The sequence below is a fragment of the Parviterribacter multiflagellatus genome, assembly GCF_056863265.1.
This window is the reverse complement of sequence record NZ_JBXPIZ010000010.1, coordinates 231,021-247,036: the sequence shown is the minus strand read 5'-3', so window position 1 is coordinate 247,036 and position 16,016 is coordinate 231,021. Positions and strand designations below refer to the sequence as shown.

At 72.7% G+C, this 16,016-nt stretch carries 14 protein-coding genes; 6 read left to right on the top strand and 8 right to left on the bottom strand.

Features of this window, described 5'->3' with window-relative positions:
- The first annotated feature begins 145 nt into the window (after positions 1-145).
- On the top strand, positions 146-934 hold the full coding sequence (locus AC1UE5_RS21785) for a flagellin N-terminal helical domain-containing protein (protein ID WP_482927515.1): 789 nt from the start codon (positions 146-148) through the stop codon (positions 932-934).
- 180 nt (positions 935-1,114) lie between these two features.
- Positions 1,115-1,714, top strand: coding sequence for a CHAP domain-containing protein (locus AC1UE5_RS21780; protein WP_482927513.1), 600 nt, complete (start codon positions 1,115-1,117; stop codon positions 1,712-1,714).
- 7 nt (positions 1,715-1,721) lie between these two features.
- Here the strand turns inward: AC1UE5_RS21780 and AC1UE5_RS21775 are convergent, their stop codons facing one another.
- Positions 1,722-3,509 (bottom strand): glycosyltransferase family 2 protein, encoded by a 1,788-nt coding sequence (locus tag AC1UE5_RS21775; protein ID WP_482927511.1) that lies wholly within the window; start codon positions 3,507-3,509, stop codon positions 1,722-1,724.
- Between the two features lie 82 nt (positions 3,510-3,591).
- Here AC1UE5_RS21775 and AC1UE5_RS21770 point away from each other — a divergent pair, with 82 nt between their 5' ends.
- From AC1UE5_RS21770 to AC1UE5_RS21755, 4 genes are all read left to right on the top strand, one after another.
- Positions 3,592-4,581 carry a CmcI family methyltransferase gene (locus AC1UE5_RS21770; protein WP_482927509.1) on the top strand — a complete coding sequence of 330 codons (990 nt, stop codon included), beginning with the start codon at positions 3,592-3,594 and terminating at the stop codon, positions 4,579-4,581.
- Positions 4,582-4,617: 36 nt separating this feature from the next.
- Complete coding sequence (locus AC1UE5_RS21765; RefSeq protein WP_482927507.1) at positions 4,618-5,541, top strand: tetratricopeptide repeat protein; 924 nt, start codon at positions 4,618-4,620, stop codon at positions 5,539-5,541.
- Positions 5,542-5,607: 66 nt separating this feature from the next.
- Positions 5,608-6,303, top strand: a complete 696-nt coding sequence (locus AC1UE5_RS21760; protein WP_482927505.1) for a hypothetical protein — start codon at positions 5,608-5,610, stop codon at positions 6,301-6,303.
- A gap of 49 nt (positions 6,304-6,352) precedes the next feature.
- Positions 6,353-7,873: a protein kinase domain-containing protein gene (locus tag AC1UE5_RS21755; protein WP_482927503.1), complete on the top strand. Its 1,521-nt coding sequence runs from the start codon at positions 6,353-6,355 to the stop codon at positions 7,871-7,873.
- Here AC1UE5_RS21755 and AC1UE5_RS21750 read toward each other — a convergent pair.
- The 7 genes from AC1UE5_RS21750 to AC1UE5_RS21720 are packed head-to-tail and all read right to left on the bottom strand — an operon-like array spanning position 7,861 to position 15,997.
- A complete protein-coding gene (locus AC1UE5_RS21750; protein ID WP_482927501.1) occupies positions 7,861-8,811 on the bottom strand; it encodes a D-alanine--D-alanine ligase family protein in 951 nt (316 codons plus the stop codon). The genes AC1UE5_RS21755 and AC1UE5_RS21750 overlap by 13 nt on opposite strands.
- Positions 8,808-10,751, bottom strand: a complete 1,944-nt coding sequence (locus tag AC1UE5_RS21745; RefSeq protein ID WP_482927499.1) for a PASTA domain-containing protein — start codon at positions 10,749-10,751, stop codon at positions 8,808-8,810. Before AC1UE5_RS21745 ends, AC1UE5_RS21750 begins: the two co-directional genes overlap by 4 nt.
- Before the next feature lie 5 nt (positions 10,752-10,756).
- Positions 10,757-12,184: a peptidoglycan D,D-transpeptidase FtsI family protein gene (locus AC1UE5_RS21740; protein ID WP_482927497.1), complete on the bottom strand. Its 1,428-nt coding sequence runs from the start codon at positions 12,182-12,184 to the stop codon at positions 10,757-10,759.
- Entirely contained in the window at positions 12,181-13,455 is a 1,275-nt protein-coding gene (locus tag AC1UE5_RS21735) for an FtsW/RodA/SpoVE family cell cycle protein (RefSeq protein ID WP_482927495.1), read from the bottom strand. Before AC1UE5_RS21735 ends, AC1UE5_RS21740 begins: the two co-directional genes overlap by 4 nt.
- On the bottom strand, positions 13,452-14,729 hold the full coding sequence (locus AC1UE5_RS21730) for a Stp1/IreP family PP2C-type Ser/Thr phosphatase (protein WP_482927493.1): 1,278 nt from the start codon (positions 14,727-14,729) through the stop codon (positions 13,452-13,454). The genes AC1UE5_RS21735 and AC1UE5_RS21730 overlap by 4 nt, the downstream gene beginning before the upstream one ends.
- Complete coding sequence (locus tag AC1UE5_RS21725; protein WP_482927491.1) at positions 14,729-15,208, bottom strand: FHA domain-containing protein; 480 nt, start codon at positions 15,206-15,208, stop codon at positions 14,729-14,731. The genes AC1UE5_RS21730 and AC1UE5_RS21725 overlap by 1 nt, the downstream gene beginning before the upstream one ends.
- Positions 15,209-15,223: 15 nt before the next feature.
- Positions 15,224-15,997: an FHA domain-containing protein gene (locus AC1UE5_RS21720; protein WP_482927489.1), complete on the bottom strand. Its 774-nt coding sequence runs from the start codon at positions 15,995-15,997 to the stop codon at positions 15,224-15,226.
- Between the last annotated feature and the right edge of the window lie 19 nt (positions 15,998-16,016).

Genomic DNA, 16,016 nt, shown 5'->3' with positions numbered 1-16,016 from the left:
TCGTTCTCGGGCGGCCGTCGTCCAGGTCGCGTCCAGATGCGCGGCGGTCGCCCTCAACTCCTGGTCGAAGGCGCCGATGACTCCACCGGAAGGACGACACGGAGTCGTCCGGGAACCACCCCACCACGTCAAGGAGACGTAAGCCATGGCCCTCCGTATCCAGAACAACGTCGAGGCGTTCAACGCCCATCGCAACCTGACCGGCACTTCGTCGAAGTCCGCGAAGGCGATGGAGAAGCTCTCGTCGGGGTACCGGATCAACCGCGCGGCGGATGACGCTGCCGGGCTCGCCATCTCGGAGAAGATGCGCGCGCAGATCTCGGGTCTCAACCAGGCTCAGCGCAACGCGAACGACGGCATCTCGCTCGTCCAGACCGCGGAGGGTGCCCTCACCGAGGTCCACTCGATGCTGAACCGCGTCCGTGAGCTCAAGGTGCAGTACGACAACGGCACCCTGTCGACTCAGGACAAGACCGCCATCGCGTCCGAGGTCACCGCCCTGTCCTCGGAGATCAGCGCGATCGGCACCGAGACGAAGTTCAACGGCAACAAGCTCCTCGCCGGCTCCTCCTTCGACTTCGTCGTGGGCGCCGATGGCGAGAAGATCACGGCCGCTGCCTTCTCCCTCGGCTCCAAGGTTCCGGCGACGATCTCGCTCGGCACCGCCACCACGGGCACGATCGACCAGTACATCCAGGACGTCTCCACCGCGCGTGCCGACCTGGGTGCCGTTCAGAACCGCCTCGAGCACCGTCTGAACAACCTCGCGACGTACCAGGAGAACCTGACCGCGTCCGAGAGCCGCATCCGCGACGTGGACATGGCGCAGGAGATGGTCAACTTCTCCAAGCTCCAGATCCTCTCGCAGGCCGGCACCTCGATGCTGGCCCAGGCCAACCAGTCCTCGCAGGGCGTCCTGTCGCTCCTGCGCTAGGTCTGAGCAGCCTGTAGCACCAAGCCTCATCGGGGGATGAGCTGCAGACGGGCGGGCCTTCGGGCCCGCCCTTCTGCGTTCTTGTGCGCCACGCCACTCAACCGCCCTCCCACCTGACCGATCACCAAGGCGATGTCGATCGAAGCCGTGATGGCGCGAGTCTCCGAGCTGCAGTCCGCCATGAGCCCCGTCCTCCGCGCGCCCGTCGTGGCGCAGACGACAACCCCCACCGCTCAGGTGTCCGCGGCCGACGCCAAGAAGTTCGCGTCCGCGCTCACCTCGGCCCAGGCCCCGGTGGCCACCGCCGCCGTCGCCCCGTTCGGGTTGACCGGCGCCGGCACGGTCGGGGAGAAGATCGTCGCCGCGGTGAAGCCCGAGGTCGGCGTGGCCGAGCAGCCGCCCGGCTCGAACGACTCGCCGCGCATCGCCGAGTTCCGCTCCGCGACCGCCGGCGCGCCCGGCCCGGGCCCGTGGTGCGCGTACTTCACCTCGTGGGCGGCCAAGCAGGCGGGCGTGCCCGTCGGCAACAACGGCGAGGGCTTCGGCTCCGTCGACGCCCTCTACGCCTGGGCGCAGAGCGCCGGCAAGGCGATCCCGGCCGCGAACGCCAAGCCGCAGCCGGGCGACCTCATCGTCTGGGACGAGCACATCGGCGTGGTCGAGTCCGTCACGCCCGACGGCAAGATCAACACGATCGAGGGCAACTCCTCCGACAAGGTCTCGCAGCGCACGTACGGCCCGGACGGCGGCGGCGCGCTGGGCTACGTCCGGCTCGGCTGAGCCGCGCCTACGTCGTCGCGATGAGGTCGGCGAGCTCCTCGCCGTCCAGCCACCGCGACGCCGCCTCCACGAGCTTCCCGACCCGCGCGGCGACGACGCCGGGCGCGCACGTCTCGCGCACCGGGTGCGCGCTGGCGGTGCGGTCCTGCGACCGCTCCAGCGCCGCCTCCACGTGCGCCGCCGCGACCGCGGGCACCACGACGTGCTCGCCGATCACCGCGGCGGCCGCGCCGCGCGTCACGGTCAGTGGCGTCGCGCCGGCGGCCGCGCACAGCAGCACGCGCCGGTCGAACGGGTCGGTGTCGTCGGCCGCGACGACGACGTCGGCCTGCCCGCCGAGCGCGGCGATCTCGTGCTCGGGCGTCAGTGGCCCCACCACCTCCGCGCCGTGCTCGCCCGCGAGCCGCTCGAGCTGCGGCGTGCGGACGAGCGGCAGCACGCGCACCGACGCGCGCAGACCTGCGAGCGCCCCGAGCGTGCGCGCGGCCGCGGGCAGGTCGTGGCCGCCGAGCAGCACGAGCACGCCGGCGCCGCCGCGCCCGGCGGGGACGATCGGGATGCCGGGCGGCAGCCAGGCGACGCGCTCGCGCCGCAGGCCCGCCGCGATGAGCTCGTCGGCCAGCCACGGCGTCGCCGCCCACGCGCCCTGGCGGCCGAGCGCGGCCTTGCGGCCGGGCATCCGCGCGAGCCGGGTGATCACGCCCTCGCCCGCCTCCAGCATGGCGAACCGCCCGGCGGGCACGTGGACCCTGAGGCCCAGCGGGGACATCACGCGCTTGCGGGTGTGCTCGAGCAGGCGCCGCTCGTCGGCGCTCAGGCGCGGCGTCACCCAGATCGGCTGGCGGTCGATCGCCGCCGGCGCGAAGCCCCCCTGCTGGAGGGCGGCGAGCAGCGCACGGCCCTCCGCGGACTCGCCGGCCAGGCTGCTCAGCGCGCCGTCCACGGTGACCGCGGCGCCCTCCGCGTGGAGGAGCATCGTGTCGACGTAGTCGCCGACCGAGAGCTCGCCGTCGAACAGGTCGCGGATCAGCTCGCTGTCGTCGTCGAACGCGCCCGCGTAGCGCTCGTTGAAGCGGCGGATGTTCTCGCGCGCGACATCGGTCTGGCCCCTGCGGGTCGCGCTCTCCAGGTGGACGAGGCAGAGGTCTCCGCGGTACACGATGCGCAGGCCCTTCAGCCGCACCTTGACGCACAGGTCGACGTCCTCGAGGCCGTTGACGAACCAGCCGTCGAACCCGCCGGCGTCCGCGAACACCTGCTTGCGCATGACCATGCACGCGCCGGTGACCGCGTCCAGGTCGTACGTCGCCGCACCGTGCGGCAGGTCGCCGGCCTCGAAGTGGAAGAGGTGGACGCCCGTCGGCACGTCGCCGAACTTGCGCCACACCACGCCGCCGTGCTGCATCCCCCCGTCGGGGAACACGAGCCGCGCGCCGACCATCCCGACGTCCGGCTCCAGCGCGTTCTCCACCAGCGCCTCCAGGACGCCGGGGAAGAAGACCATGTCGTTGTTGAGGAAGAGGACGACCTCCCCGCGCGACACCTCCGCGCCCGCGTTGCAGCCGCCCGCGAAGTTGCGGTTCTCCGGCAGGCGCACGACCGTCGCGCCCTTGCGCTCCCACACCGCGAAGAGGTCGAGCGTGTCGTCCGGCGAGTTGTTGTCGACCAGGACGAGCTCGAACTCGGTGTGGAGCTTGGGCCCCAGCGCGGTCTCGAGCGTCGCGAGGGTCGCCTCCGTCACGGGGCGCTTGCCCCAGGCCACCATGACGATCGACGCGCGGGGGGTTGCGGGCATCGGCGCATCGTAGGTGCTCAAGCACGCGAGCAACGGGCCGATGACCTGGCCAGATGATCGACCGCGCGCGGAAGGACGACGTATGACCGAGCAGACCCAGCAGGCCGCCGAGGCGCTCGCAGAGGGGCGCGTCGACGACGCCCGCGAGCTGCTTCGCGTCATGCTCGCGGAGCACCTCGACCTCGAGGACCTCAACGACTTCGCCGTCCTGTGCCACAGCACGGGCGACTCCGCCGCGGCCGAGGCGCTCCTGCGCGCCGCGCTGGTGATCGGCGGCGCCAACGACGCGCTCGCGCGCAACCTCGAGCACATCTCGGCCGCCGTCGGCCCGGCGGGCCTCCCCGCGCCCGCGCGCGACGACTCGTGGCGCCAGCAGCTCCCGCCCGCGGTCGCCGCGCACAAGGACGGCTCGGTCCGCGACTACTGGCGCGACCGCCTGGTCCAGCACACGTCCGACAACTACCTGGGCGTCCCGCTCTCCAAGTTCCCGGAGGACCTGCGCGTCTACGAGCACCTGCTCGGGCTGCAGAAGCCGGACGTCATCGTCGAGCTCGGCTCGCAGTACGGCGCCTCCACGCTGTGGTTCCGCGACCGCCTGCGCACGCTCTCGCAGTACGGCCTGATCGGGCCCGACCCCCAGGTCATCTGCGTCGACATCGACACCTCGCACACCCGCGCGAACCTCCAGCGCGTCGATCCCGACCACGCCTCCTCGATCACCGTCATCGAGGGCGACGTCTGCGATCCGGCCATCCGGGCGCAGGTGGGCTCGCTCATCGCGCCGGGTACCAACGTGTGGGTGATCGAGGACTCCGCGCACATCTACTCGACCACGCACGCGGCGCTCGAGCTGTACGCGGACCTCGTGCCGGTCGGCGGCTTCTTCGTCATCGAGGACGGCGTCGTCGACGTCGAGGACCTCCGCATCAGCCCGCACTGGGTGCGCGGCGTCCTGCCCGCGCTGCACATGTGGCTCTCCACGCCGCAGGGCAGCGACTTCGAGGTCCGCCGCGACCTCGAGATCTACGGCGTCAGCTGCCACCCGGGCGGCTTCCTCCAGCGCGTCCGCTAGCCCCCTTCGTCTCCGAGTCCCCCGAGGAGCCCAACCGTGTCCCTTCGCATCACCGATCCGTCCGCCGAGCAGCTGCACGCCGACGGCATCGCCGCCTTCGAGGCCGGCGACGCCGCCACGGCGCGTGACCTGCTGCGCCGCGCCGCCGCCGGCGCGGTCGGCTCCGAGGCGATCAACGACCTCGCCGTCGTCCTCGCCCAGCTCGGCGACCACGACGACGCCCGCACGCTGCTGCAGGCGACGCTCACGCTCGACCCGGCGAACGCCGACGCCCGCGAGAACCTCGCCGCGCTGGCGCCCGCCGTCGAGACGACCGCGGCGACCGACGGCGCGTGGCGCGAGTCGCGCACCCTCGGCGGCGACGACCCGCTGATGCCGGAGCGCGCCTTCCCCGGCATGCCGAGCACGAGCACGATGTCCGAGCACGCCATGCGCTACTCGATGGCGATCGGCCTGTTCGCGAACCGCGACGTCCTCGACGTCGGGTGCGGCACGGCGTACGGCTCGGAGATGCTGACCTGGACGGCCCGCCGCGTTCGCGGGTTCGACCTGTGGCAGCCGGGCCCGGGCGAGCATCCGTCGTGGCCGGGCGGCGCCGAGCTGACCTACGGCTTCGACGTCTGCCGCAACCCGCTGCCGAAGGCCGAAGCGGCGATCATGTTCGAGATCGCCGAGCACCTCGACGACTGCCCGGCGGCGCTGCGCAACGTCTTCACCGCCGCCCCGGCGCTGCTGGCCTCGTTCCCGAACCCGCAGTTCCACGGCTCGCACCTCAACCACCACCACGTCAACGACTGGACGCTGGAGCAGTTCGAGCACGAGCTGCAGGCGGCCGCCACCGCCGTCCGCGGGCCGGTGGAGCTGCACCACTTCAACCAGCCGAGCGGGATGCCGTTCATCGTCCCGGGCCGCGACGCCGCGTCGCCGTTCTGGATCGTGCTGGCCCTCCCGGCCGCGTAAGCCGCCGCTGACCGCGCGCCCGGCCCGGCAGGAGTCGCGCCGGGCCGCGGCGTATCGTTAGCGGAGGTGAACGGGCTGACCGCAGCGAAGGGCCTGCGCCGCTCCGTCGAGGACGCGGGCGGCACGATGCGCATCTCGCTCAACGCGCTGGGCGACGCCTTCGGGCGCGGGAAGCTCACCGTGCGCGCGCGCAAGGGCATCCAGCAGGTGCTCGAGCGCGCCGGCCTCGACGTCTCACCCGACCTGTGGACGGCCGCGCCCGGCGACTGGATCACGCTCACGATCGCGCAGCCGCGCCCCGCGAACGCCGAGGTGCGCGACCTGATGCCGCCACGGCAGGTCCCGCCGTCCCTCGCGGCCGCCGTGGCGTTTGTCCTCCCGGTCCTCCTCGCGGGCTTCTTCGTCATCCCGTCGATCGGCGCCGAGCCCACACGCAACGTCACGACCGTGCCGGTCGCCACGCCGCTCGAGCAGGCGCAGGTCGCCGTCCGCGCCGGCGAGTACCGCACCGCCGTGCGGCTCGCGAAGGCTTCCGACCCCGCCAAGGTCCCGGCCCTCCGCGCGCAGATCAGCCGCAGGCTGGTGAACGACGCTCGCGCCGCCCAGCGCGCGGGCGCGTACGTCCGCGCGATCCGGCTCGCACGCCGCGCCGCGCGGTACGGCGCGGCCCCCGGCGCGCACCAGGTCGTCGTGCAGTCGCGCGCCGGGCTGGACCTCCGGCGCGCCGAGCAACGGCGCCTCGCGCGGGCCTCCAGGCGCTGACGCACGCCACCTCCCAGCTCCGGCCCGGAGGACAGGCACAATAGGGGTCGTGAGCACGTACGTCGGGACGAGCCTGAGCGGGCGGTACCGCCTCGACGCCCAGATCGGGACCGGCGGCATGTCCACGGTCTACCGGGCGTTCGACACCGTGCTCGAGCGCCAGGTCGCGGTGAAGCTCATGCACCGCGACATCGCCCACAACCCCGACCAGCTCGAGCGCTTCCGGCGCGAGGCGCGGGCCGTCGCGCAGCTCAACCACCCGCACGTCGTCGGCGTCATCGACGCGGGCGAGGACGACGGCATGCCGTACATCGTCCTGGAGTACATCCAGGGCGAGACGCTGAAGGAGCGCATCCGCCGCTACGGCGGCCTCCAGGTGCCGGAGGCGCTCGCCTACGCGATCGAGATCGCGCGCGCCCTGGGCGCCGCGCACGACCGCGGCATCGTCCACCGCGACGTCAAGCCGCAGAACGTCATGATCGACGAGGAGGGCTCGGCCAAGGTCACCGACTTCGGCATCGCCCGCACGCTCGAGCAGGACGGGCTGACGGCCGACGGCCGCGTGCTCGGCACGACCGACTACGTCTCGCCCGAGCAGGCGCTCGGCCACCCCGTCACCGGCCAGTCGGACCTCTACTCGCTCGGCGTCGTCCTCTACGAGATGCTCGTCGGCGACGTGCCCTTCCACGGCGAGAACCAGATCGCCGTCGCGATGAAGCACGTCCGCGAGGAGCTGCCGGACATCCAGTTCCACCGGCCCGAGGTCTCCTCGGCGCTCGCCGCGGTGCTCGACAAGGCGACCGCGAAGGACCTGGGCAAGCGCTACCAGGACGACCGCGAGCTGATCGCCGACCTCGAGGAGGTGCTGGCGATCGAGACGGCGCGCTCGGGCCACGCGACCGGCGAGGCGACGACCGTCCTGCGCACGCTCCCGCCCAGCGCCCGGCGCCGCGTCCCGCTGCGGCTGCGCACGTCGATGCTCGCGGTCGTCGCGCTCGTGGTGGCGATCGTCGCCGTCGTGGTCGTCGTGGTCGTCTTCGGCGCGAAGGAGACGGAGAAGGGCACGGGCAGCAACATCGGCCGCAACGCCGAGCCGGCGCCGTCGACCGAGCTGGCGGCCGTGTCGCTCGGCCAGTCGAACGCCGACGACTACGACCCGCTCGGCGGCGACGGGGAGCACGCCGACGAGGCCACCGCGGTCGTCGACCGCGACGACAGCTCGACGTGGTCGACCGAGACGTACCCCGACGGCCTCACGAAGGAGGGCGTCGGGATCATGGTCGACGCCGACCCGGGCGTCGCGGCCGCGATGATGACCGTCGCGACCCCCACGCCGGGCTTCACCGCCGAGGTCTACGGGACGACGAGCGGCACCCCGCCCGCGCAGCTCGACGACGACGCGTGGGTGCGGCTGGCGAACGCGCGGACCATCGCCGACGGCGAGCGAGTCGAGCTCGAGACCGCCGGCAACCGGTACCGCTACTACCTGCTCTGGATCACCGAGCTGCCAGAGGGGAAGCCTGCCGCCGAGGTCAGCGAGCTCCGCCTCTACCGGCTTCAGAAGCGGTAGGCCCGCTCCCGCTCGAACCGCGCGACGGCCAGCTGGCAGAGCCGGTCGAGCGCCTCCGGGTACGGCAGGCCGGCGGCCTCCCACAGCTTGCCCCACACGCTCGTCTCGGTCATGCCGGGCATGACGTTGAGCTCGTTGAGCAGCACGGTGTCCCCGTCCACGAAGAAGTCGACCCGGGCCAGGCCCTCGCAGCCGGCGAGCTGGAACGCGCGGACGGCCAGCTCCCGCACCTGGTCGCGCGCGCTCTCGGAGATGCGCGCGGGCACCTGCAGCTCCATGCCGCCCGGCGTGTACTTGGCCTCGTAGTCGTACCAGCCGTCGCCGGTCAGGACGATCTCGCCCGGCTCGGCCGCCTCGTCGCCGAGCACGGAGATCTCGACCTCCAGCCCGCCCGAGTGCGCCTCGACGATGACGCGCGGGTCGTGCTCGCGCGCGACGCGCACGGCCTCCTCGACGTCCTCGATCCGCTCGACCTTGACGATGCCGACCGACGAGCCCAGGCGCGCGGGCTTGACCCAGCACGGGAACCCCAGCGCGGCGATCCGCTCCAGCCCGTCCTCGGGCCGCGCGTAGTCGACCTGCGGGATGCCCGTCTGCGCCATCAGGTCCTTGAGCAGGAGCTTGTCCATGCACAGCGCGCTCGCGGCGACGCCGGAGCCGACGTACGGGACGTCGAGCAGCTCGAGCAGCCCCTGCACCGTGCCGTCCTCGCCGAACGGCCCGTGCAGGATCGGGAACGCGACGTCGGCGTCGAGCAGCCCGCGCCCGGCGCGCAGCTCGACCTCCTCGCCGTCGTGCCACCACGTCCCGTCGCGGCGCAGCTCGACGTCGAGGACGTCGTGGCCGACGTGCGCCAGGCCGTGGCGCACCGACGCGCCGGACCGGCGCGAGACCTCGTGCTCGGACGAGCGCCCGCCGGAGAGGACCGCGACCCTCATCGGCGCGCCCCCGCCGTGTCGCTCGCCCCGCCGCCCTGGGAGGGGTCCGACGCGCCGGTGGTGGTGCCGGGCGTCGTCTCCGTGTCCGGGGTCGTCTCGGTGTCCGGGGTCGTCTCGGCGTCCGGATCCGGGTTCAGGTCGGGCTCGAACTTCCCGACGGTGATGGTCACGCGGCGGCCGCGCTCGATGCGCGTCCCGGCCCGCGGGTTCTGCCGCTGCACGACGCCGTCCTGGCTCGGGCGGGTCACGTCCACTTCCTCCACGTTCGCTTCCAGCCCGGCGGCGGACAGCGCGGACGCGGCCTCGGTCGCGTCGCGACCGGTGACGTCCGGCACCTCCACCGCCTCGGGCTCCTCGGCCACGACGAGCGCGACCGCGCTGCCCGCCTCGACCGTCTCGTCGGCCCCAGGATCCTGGCGCAGGACCTCCCCGGGCTCGGCGTCCTCGCTCTCCTCGCGCGTGACGTCCGCGGTCAGCCCGACGGCGTCGAGCGCCTCGCGCGCGTCGGCGACGTCCTGCCCGACGACGTCGGGCACGGTCACCTGCCTGGGCCCGTCGGAGATCTCGAGCGTCACCGTCGAGCCGACGCCGACCTCCGCGCCGGCGGTCGGCACGGTGCGGATCACGCGGCCTTCCTCGACGTCGTCGCTCGGCTCGCGCCGCTCCTGCACGCGGAAGCCGGCGTCGCGCAGCGCCTTGCGCGCCTGCTCGCGCGTCCGGCCCTCCACGTCCGGCACGGCGCGCGTGCCCGGCCCGTCGGAGACCGTCAGCGTGACCTCCTCGCCCACCGCGAGCTCCACCCCGGGCTGAGGATCCTGGCCGATGACCTGGTCGCGCGGGCGCTCGTTGCGCACGCGCTCGACCACCGGCTTGAAGCCGTCGTTGCGCAGCCGCCGCGCCGCCGAGGCGACGTCGGCGCTGGTCACGTCCGGGACGGCGCGCTTCTCCTCCTGCGTGAGCAGGATCGCGGCGACGATCGCCCCGGCGAGCAGCACCGCGGCGAGCGTGCCCCAGATCCACCACTTGCGGTTGGAGGACGGCTCGGGCAGCACGGGCGCCAGCTCGCCCTCGACCGCCACCGGCGCGAACGCGGAGGTGGGGAAGCCGCCGTCGATCGGCCCGACGCCGTCACGGGCCGCCTCCAGCGCGGCGATCATCTCGTCCGCGTCGGCGAAGCGCGCGGCCGGGTCCTTCTCCAGCGCGCGGCCGATCACGGCCTCGAGCTGCGGCGCGACGTTCGGGTTGAGGTGGCTGGGCGGGACCGGCGGCTCGGAGACCTGCTTCAGCGCGATCGTCACCGCGCTGTCGCCGTCGAACGGCACCGAGCCGGTGAGCATCTCGTAGAGGATGATCCCGACGGCGTAGAGGTCCGACTTGCCGTCGACCGCGTGGCCCTGCGCCTGCTCGGGCGACAGGTACTGCGCGGTGCCCATGATCGAGCCCGTCTCGGTCATGTCCGACGCGCCGGCCTTGGCGATGCCGAAGTCGGTGACCTTCGCGCGCCCCTCGGCGTCGACGATGACGTTGTGCGGCTTGAGGTCGCGGTGGACGATGCCGCGCTTGTGCGCGAACCGCGCGGCGCGCAGGATCTGGATGGCCAGGCCGATCGCGCGCTCGGGCTCGAGCGGCGCCTCGCGCTGGATGAGCTGCTTGAGCGTCTCGCCCTGCAGGTACTCCATCGCGATGTAGTAGGTGCCGTCCCACTCGCCGCGGTCGTAGACGGAGACCACGTGCGGGTGCTGCAGGCCGGCGGCGCTCGACGCCTCGCGGCGGAAGCGCTCGACGAAGTCCGGGTCCTCGGCGAAGCGGCGGTGGAGCAGCTTCAGCGCGACCTGCCGGCCGAGCTGGAGGTCCTCCGCGCACCAGACGTCCGCCATCCCGCCCGAGCCGATCCGGCTGACGATCCTGTACCGGCCGTCGACCACCGTGTCCTGCGTCATCCCACTCAATCCAAGAGCTCCTGGAGCACCTGCTTCGCCACCGGGGCGGCCACCGTGCCGCCCTGCCCGCCCTGGGACTCCTCGATCGTCACCGCGATGGCGATCCGCGGGTTCTCCCGCGGCGCGAAGGCGATGAACCAGGGCTGGTTGAGATCCGTCTGCACGTTCCGCTCGGCCGTGCCCGTCTTGCCCGCCACCGACACGCCCTGGAGGGCGGCCGCGGTGCCGGTGCCTTCGCGCACGACGTTGGCCATCATGTCGCCCACCTCGCGCGCCGTCGAGGCCTTCATCACGCGGCCCTGCTCCTCGGGCTCGATGTCCTCCACCGTGCGGCCCTCGCGGTCCACGACGCGGTCGGCGATCTGCGGCTTCATCAGCTCCCCGTCGTTGGCCACCGCCGCCGCGACCTGCGCCATCTGGAGCGGCGTGGCGAGCAGGCCGCCCTGGCCGATCCCGACGCGCCCGACGTCGACCGCGGGGTTGTCGACCTTCACGAAGCGCTCGCGGCCGGGGACGCGCACACCGCTCGACGCGCGCTCGTCGGCGGGCAGGTCGACCTCCACGCGGGAGTAGAAGCCGAACCGCTCCATGTACTCCTGCATCGTCTCGCCGCCGAGGTCCTCCCCGACCTGCGCCCAGACGGTGTTGACGGAGTTCGTCAGCGCGGTCGTGAGGGGGATCGTGCCGAAGCTCCGCCCGCCCGAGTTGGCCAGTGGCGTGCCCGAGATCGTCTTCGGGGAGTCCCCGTTCAACGTCGAGTCCTTCGTGAACTTCCCGGTGTCGAGCGCGGCCACGGCAGTCACCACCTTGAAGGTCGACCCGGGCGGATACTGCCCCTGGGTCGCGCGGTTGACCGCCGCGCCGTCCGGGATCGCCCCGAGCGAGTTCTCCTCGCGCAGCGCGTTCGGGTCGAACCCGGGCTCGCTGGCCATCACGCGGACCTTGCCCGTCTGCGGCTCCAGCGCCACCACCGCGCCGCGGCGCCCGCCGAGCGCCTGCGTCGCCACGCGCTGGGCGCCGGGGTCGAGCGTCGTGCGCAGCTCGTTGCCCACCTGGTCCTTGCCGGCGATCTGGTCGAGCACCGTCGAGACGGCGTCCTCCTCGCCGAGCAGCTCGTCGTTGTACTCGCGCTCCAGGCCCGAGCGGCCGAGCGTCGCGAACGAGTACCCGACCGGATGCCCGAACAGCTCGTTCGTCGGGTAGCGGCGGACGTAGGTGCCGTCCTCGCGCTCGGTGGAGCGCGCGAGCACCTGGCCGTCGCGCGCGCGGATCGGCCCGCGCGGGATGCGCAGCTCCTCCAGCAGGTTGCGCTGGTTGCGGGCGTTGTCCTGCAGCTCCTCCTGCTCGAACACGGTCCACCGCGACGTCCACGCGACGAGGAGGCCGAACAGCACCATGATGACCGCGAACAGGCGGACGATCGGCGTGTTCATCGCGGCGCCCTCGCCCGGTTGGAGACCGTGAGCAGCAGCGCGAGCAGGATGAAGTTCGCGACGATCGACGAGCCGCCGTAGGAGACGAACGGCAGCGTCACGCCGGTCAGGGGGATCAGCTTCGTCACGCCGCCGACGATCACGAACACCTGGAGCGCGAAGACCGCGGTGAGCCCGGTCGCCAGCAGCTTGGAGAACGAGTCGTCGGCCAGCATCGCGGTCTTGAAGCCGCGCTGGACGATGAACAGGTAGATGCCGATCAGCCCCGCGGCGCCGAAGAGCCCGAGCTCGTTCGTGATGAGCGCGTAGATCAGGTCGGTCTCGGCCGCAGGCAGGATCGAGCGCGGCTCCAGCAGCGCCTGGCCGAGGCCCGCGCCGAACAGCCCGCCGTCGGCCTGCGCGAAGAGCGAGTTGGCGATCTGGTAGCTGCCGCCGGTCTGCGCCTCGTACAGCGCGCGGTCGAACGGGTGCTGCCACGCGTCGATGCGGTCCTGCACGTGGCTGACGGTGCTCGCGAAGAACGCCGCGCCCGCCGCGAACATCCCGAGCCCGATCGCGACGAGCGAGATGCGGTTCGTCGCCACGTAGACCAGCGCGAGGAAGCCGCCGAAGAACATCAGCGACGAGCCGAGGTCGCGGATGAAGACGAGCAGCACCATCGACGCGCCCCAGATGACGAGCAGCGGCGCCAGGTCCTTCATCCGGAGCTTCTGCTGCATCACCTGGCGCGTGTCGCGCAGGTAGCTCGCCAGGAAGATGATCATGCAGATCTTCGCCAGCTCCGCGGGCTGGAACGTGATCGGCCCGGCCTTGACGCCGAGGTACGCGCCGTTGACCTGCGCCTGCAGGCCGGGCACGCGCGGCAGCAGCAGCAGCACGATGCCGGCCAGCGCGATCGTGTACCGGTAGCGCTCCAGCGGCCGGTAGTCGCGCAGCAGCACGATCGTCGCGGCGAAGACGACAAGGCCGGCGACGAACCACGTCGCCTGGTCGCGCGCGAGCGTCTCGTCGATGCGGTAGATCTCGACCAGCCCGACGCTGGCCAGGATCGCCACCAGCGGGAACAGGTACGGATCGGCGTGCGGGAGCGTGAAGCGGATGATCACGTGCGCGGCCAGGCAGAGGCCGAGGAACCACGCGGCGATCGTGAGCGAGAGGTTCGAGACCTCGGCGTGCAGCTCGTCCTGCTGCAGGAAGACGGCAGCGAACCCGCACGCGACGAGCAGCGCCGCGGGCACGAGGGCCAGCAGCTCGCGGTTCCGGGCGCTCACCGGGTCCCCTGCACCTGGCCCAGCTCGAGCTGGCGGACGAGGTCGTACGCGTCCTTCTGGGAGCGCAACGACTGGTCGACCACCGCCGCTCGTCGCCCGGTCGGCACCTGCGAGACCGGGATGGGCGAGGTGTAGTTCTCGCCGTAGAGGTCGATCCCCAGCGGCAGCTCGTACGGGAGCCCGCGGTAGACCGTCACGAAGCCCTGGTCGTCGGCGCCGACGAAGTAGACGGCGCGCAGCGCGACGTACGCGCCGAACGTGACCGGGAACGCGAAGAAGCCGACGAACGCGGAGACGATCGCCAGCCGGCGCAGCCACTTGCGCGGCTTCTTGGGCTGGTCGCCGCCGCCCGCGTCGGGCGCGATCGGCTCCAGGCGGCGCGCGCGCGGCTCCCGCGCCGGGCGCTCCGCCGTCGCCGTGGCGCTGCGCGCGGTGTCGCGCTCGTGGGCGGCGATGGCCGCCTGCACGTCGCTCGTGCGCAGCGTGTCGTCGCCGTGGCTCGTGACCTGCGTGTCAGCCTCGCCCGCCGCGGCCCCCGCCTTCGCGACGTCCTCCAGCCGGACGAGCACCACCGTGATGTTGTCGCGCCCGCCCGCGGCGTTCGCGGCGTCGATCAACGCGTGCCCGGCCTCCTCGAGCGAGCCAGCGTCGAGCAGGATCTGCCGCACCTCGGGCTCGTCGATCATCGTCGTCAGGCCGTCGGAGCAGATGAGGAAGACGTCGCCGTCGCGCGCGCCGGTGGTGAGCGTGTCGACCTGGACGCGCGCCTCGGGCCCGACCGAGCGCGTGATGACGCTGCGCTGCGGGTGGCGGCTGGCCTCCTCGGGCGACAGCCGGCCCTGCTCGACGAGCTCCTCGACGAGCGAGTGGTCGCGCGTGAGGCGGCTCAGCTCCTCGTCGCGCAGCAGGTAGGCGCGCGAGTCGCCGACGTGGGCGATCGTGATCTCGTCCTCGCCGACGAGCAGGACGGTCATCGTCGTGCCCATCCCCGCGCACCGCTCGTCGGTGCGGGCGCGCTCGTGGATGCGCTCGTTCGCCTCGTGGATCCGGTCCGCGAGCCGCTCCTCCAGCGTCGCGTCCGAGCCGTCCGGCAGGTCCGGCAGCCCGCCGGCCAGCACCTCGACGGCCATCGACGACGCGATCTCGCCGGCCTGCGCGCCGCCCATGCCGTCGGCGACCGCGAACAGCGGGTTGCGCGCGTAGAGCGAGTCCTCGTTCGCCCGGCGCTGCTGACCCGTGTGGGTCCCGTGGAACTCCTCTGCGACGCGCAGCATCACGACTGGAACGAGAAGACGGAGTCGCCGATGCGCACCCGGTCGCCCGAGTGCAGGGGCTGCGGGCCGGTCAGCAGCTCCTCGTTGAGGTAGGTGCCGTTGGTGGAGCCGAGGTCCTCGATCACCATGATGCCGCCCTGGCGCTGCAGACGGGCGTGCTTGGAGGACGCGAACGGGTCCTCGAGGACGATCTCCACGTCGCCGCGGCCGATGGTCGCGCCGGCGCTCACGTCGTACCGCGAGCCCGGCTGGTGGCCGACGGCGGTCTCGACGACGAGGAACGGCTGGTCGGAGAGGCGGTGGATACCGGTCGCGTCCGCCGGCACCGGCTCGGCGCGCTGGACCCCGCCCGCGTAGGCCGGCTGGGGACCGGCGCCGCGCCGCAGGTCCTTGAGCGCGCTGCGGGCGAGCCAGAGCAGGAAGAGGTACAGGACGGCCAGGAAGCCGAACTTGAGCGCGACGGAGACGGGATCGAGCACGCGGCGGTCGTACCCCTACTCCACCACGAACCGGACTTCGGCGGTGCCCAGGGCGAGACGATCGCCGGACTCGATCGGCGTCGGGCCGCTGATGCGGCGGCCGTTCACCTTCACGCCGTTGGTCGATCCGAGGTCCTCCACGATCCACCCGCCGCGGCCGTCGGCGCGGATCTCGGCGTGGCGGCGCGAGACGTTCGGGTCGTTGAGCGTGATGTCGGACTCGCGGCTGCGGCCGAGCACCGCGCCGCTGCGGCCGACGAGCATGCGCTTGCCCTCAGCCAGCACCATCGGCCGGCCAGCCGCCTCCCGGGGTGGGCGGGACGAGTTGTCGAGCTCCTCCTGGATGCGCTGCGAGGTGCTGTAGACCATCGTGTGGCCGTGGTCGCCCTGCTCGGCTTTGGGCTCGCTCACGTTCTCGCGCGCGCGCACGAGCCGCGCCTGGATGCCGAACTCGCCGAGGTTGAGCGCCTCGTCGGTCTGGAACGTCACCTCGGGGCGGCTGACGAGCGCGAGCTTCTCGCGCCGCGCGTGCTCCAGCAGGTAGGCGCCCAGCTCGTCGCCGATCTCGTGCTCGACGCCGTCGAAGCGGGCGCGGTCCTCGGGCGAGAGCCAGACGACGTACTCGTTCGGGACGTACACGCGCGAGACCGAGACGGTCTTGTGCTGATCCATCTCCTTGACGAGGCCGCGGGCCAGCTCGACCGGGCGCACCTCGCTCCTGAAGACGCGGCCGAACGTCCCCTCGACGAGGCCGGCGATCTTGCTCTCGAGGTTCCTGAGCACGGACATGCGACGATCCGCCCTTCTT

Excerpts from the sequence above, each read along its gene's own strand:
- AC1UE5_RS21745 (WP_482927499.1), bottom strand. The coding sequence starts at position 10,751 with ATGACGCAGGACACGGTGGTCGACGGCCGGTACAGGATCGTCAGCCGG.
- AC1UE5_RS21785 (WP_482927515.1), top strand. The coding sequence starts at position 146 with ATGGCCCTCCGTATCCAGAACAACGTCGAGGCGTTCAACGCCCATCGC.
- AC1UE5_RS21740 (WP_482927497.1), bottom strand. The coding sequence starts at position 12,184 with ATGAACACGCCGATCGTCCGCCTGTTCGCGGTCATCATGGTGCTGTTC.
- AC1UE5_RS21780 (WP_482927513.1), top strand. The coding sequence starts at position 1,115 with ATGAGCCCCGTCCTCCGCGCGCCCGTCGTGGCGCAGACGACAACCCCC.
- AC1UE5_RS21730 (WP_482927493.1), bottom strand. The coding sequence starts at position 14,729 with ATGCTGCGCGTCGCAGAGGAGTTCCACGGGACCCACACGGGTCAGCAG.
- AC1UE5_RS21720 (WP_482927489.1), bottom strand. The coding sequence starts at position 15,997 with ATGTCCGTGCTCAGGAACCTCGAGAGCAAGATCGCCGGCCTCGTCGAG.
- AC1UE5_RS21750 (WP_482927501.1), bottom strand. The coding sequence starts at position 8,811 with ATGAGGGTCGCGGTCCTCTCCGGCGGGCGCTCGTCCGAGCACGAGGTC.
- AC1UE5_RS21775 (WP_482927511.1), bottom strand. The coding sequence starts at position 3,509 with ATGCCCGCAACCCCCCGCGCGTCGATCGTCATGGTGGCCTGGGGCAAG.
- AC1UE5_RS21770 (WP_482927509.1), top strand. The coding sequence starts at position 3,592 with ATGACCGAGCAGACCCAGCAGGCCGCCGAGGCGCTCGCAGAGGGGCGC.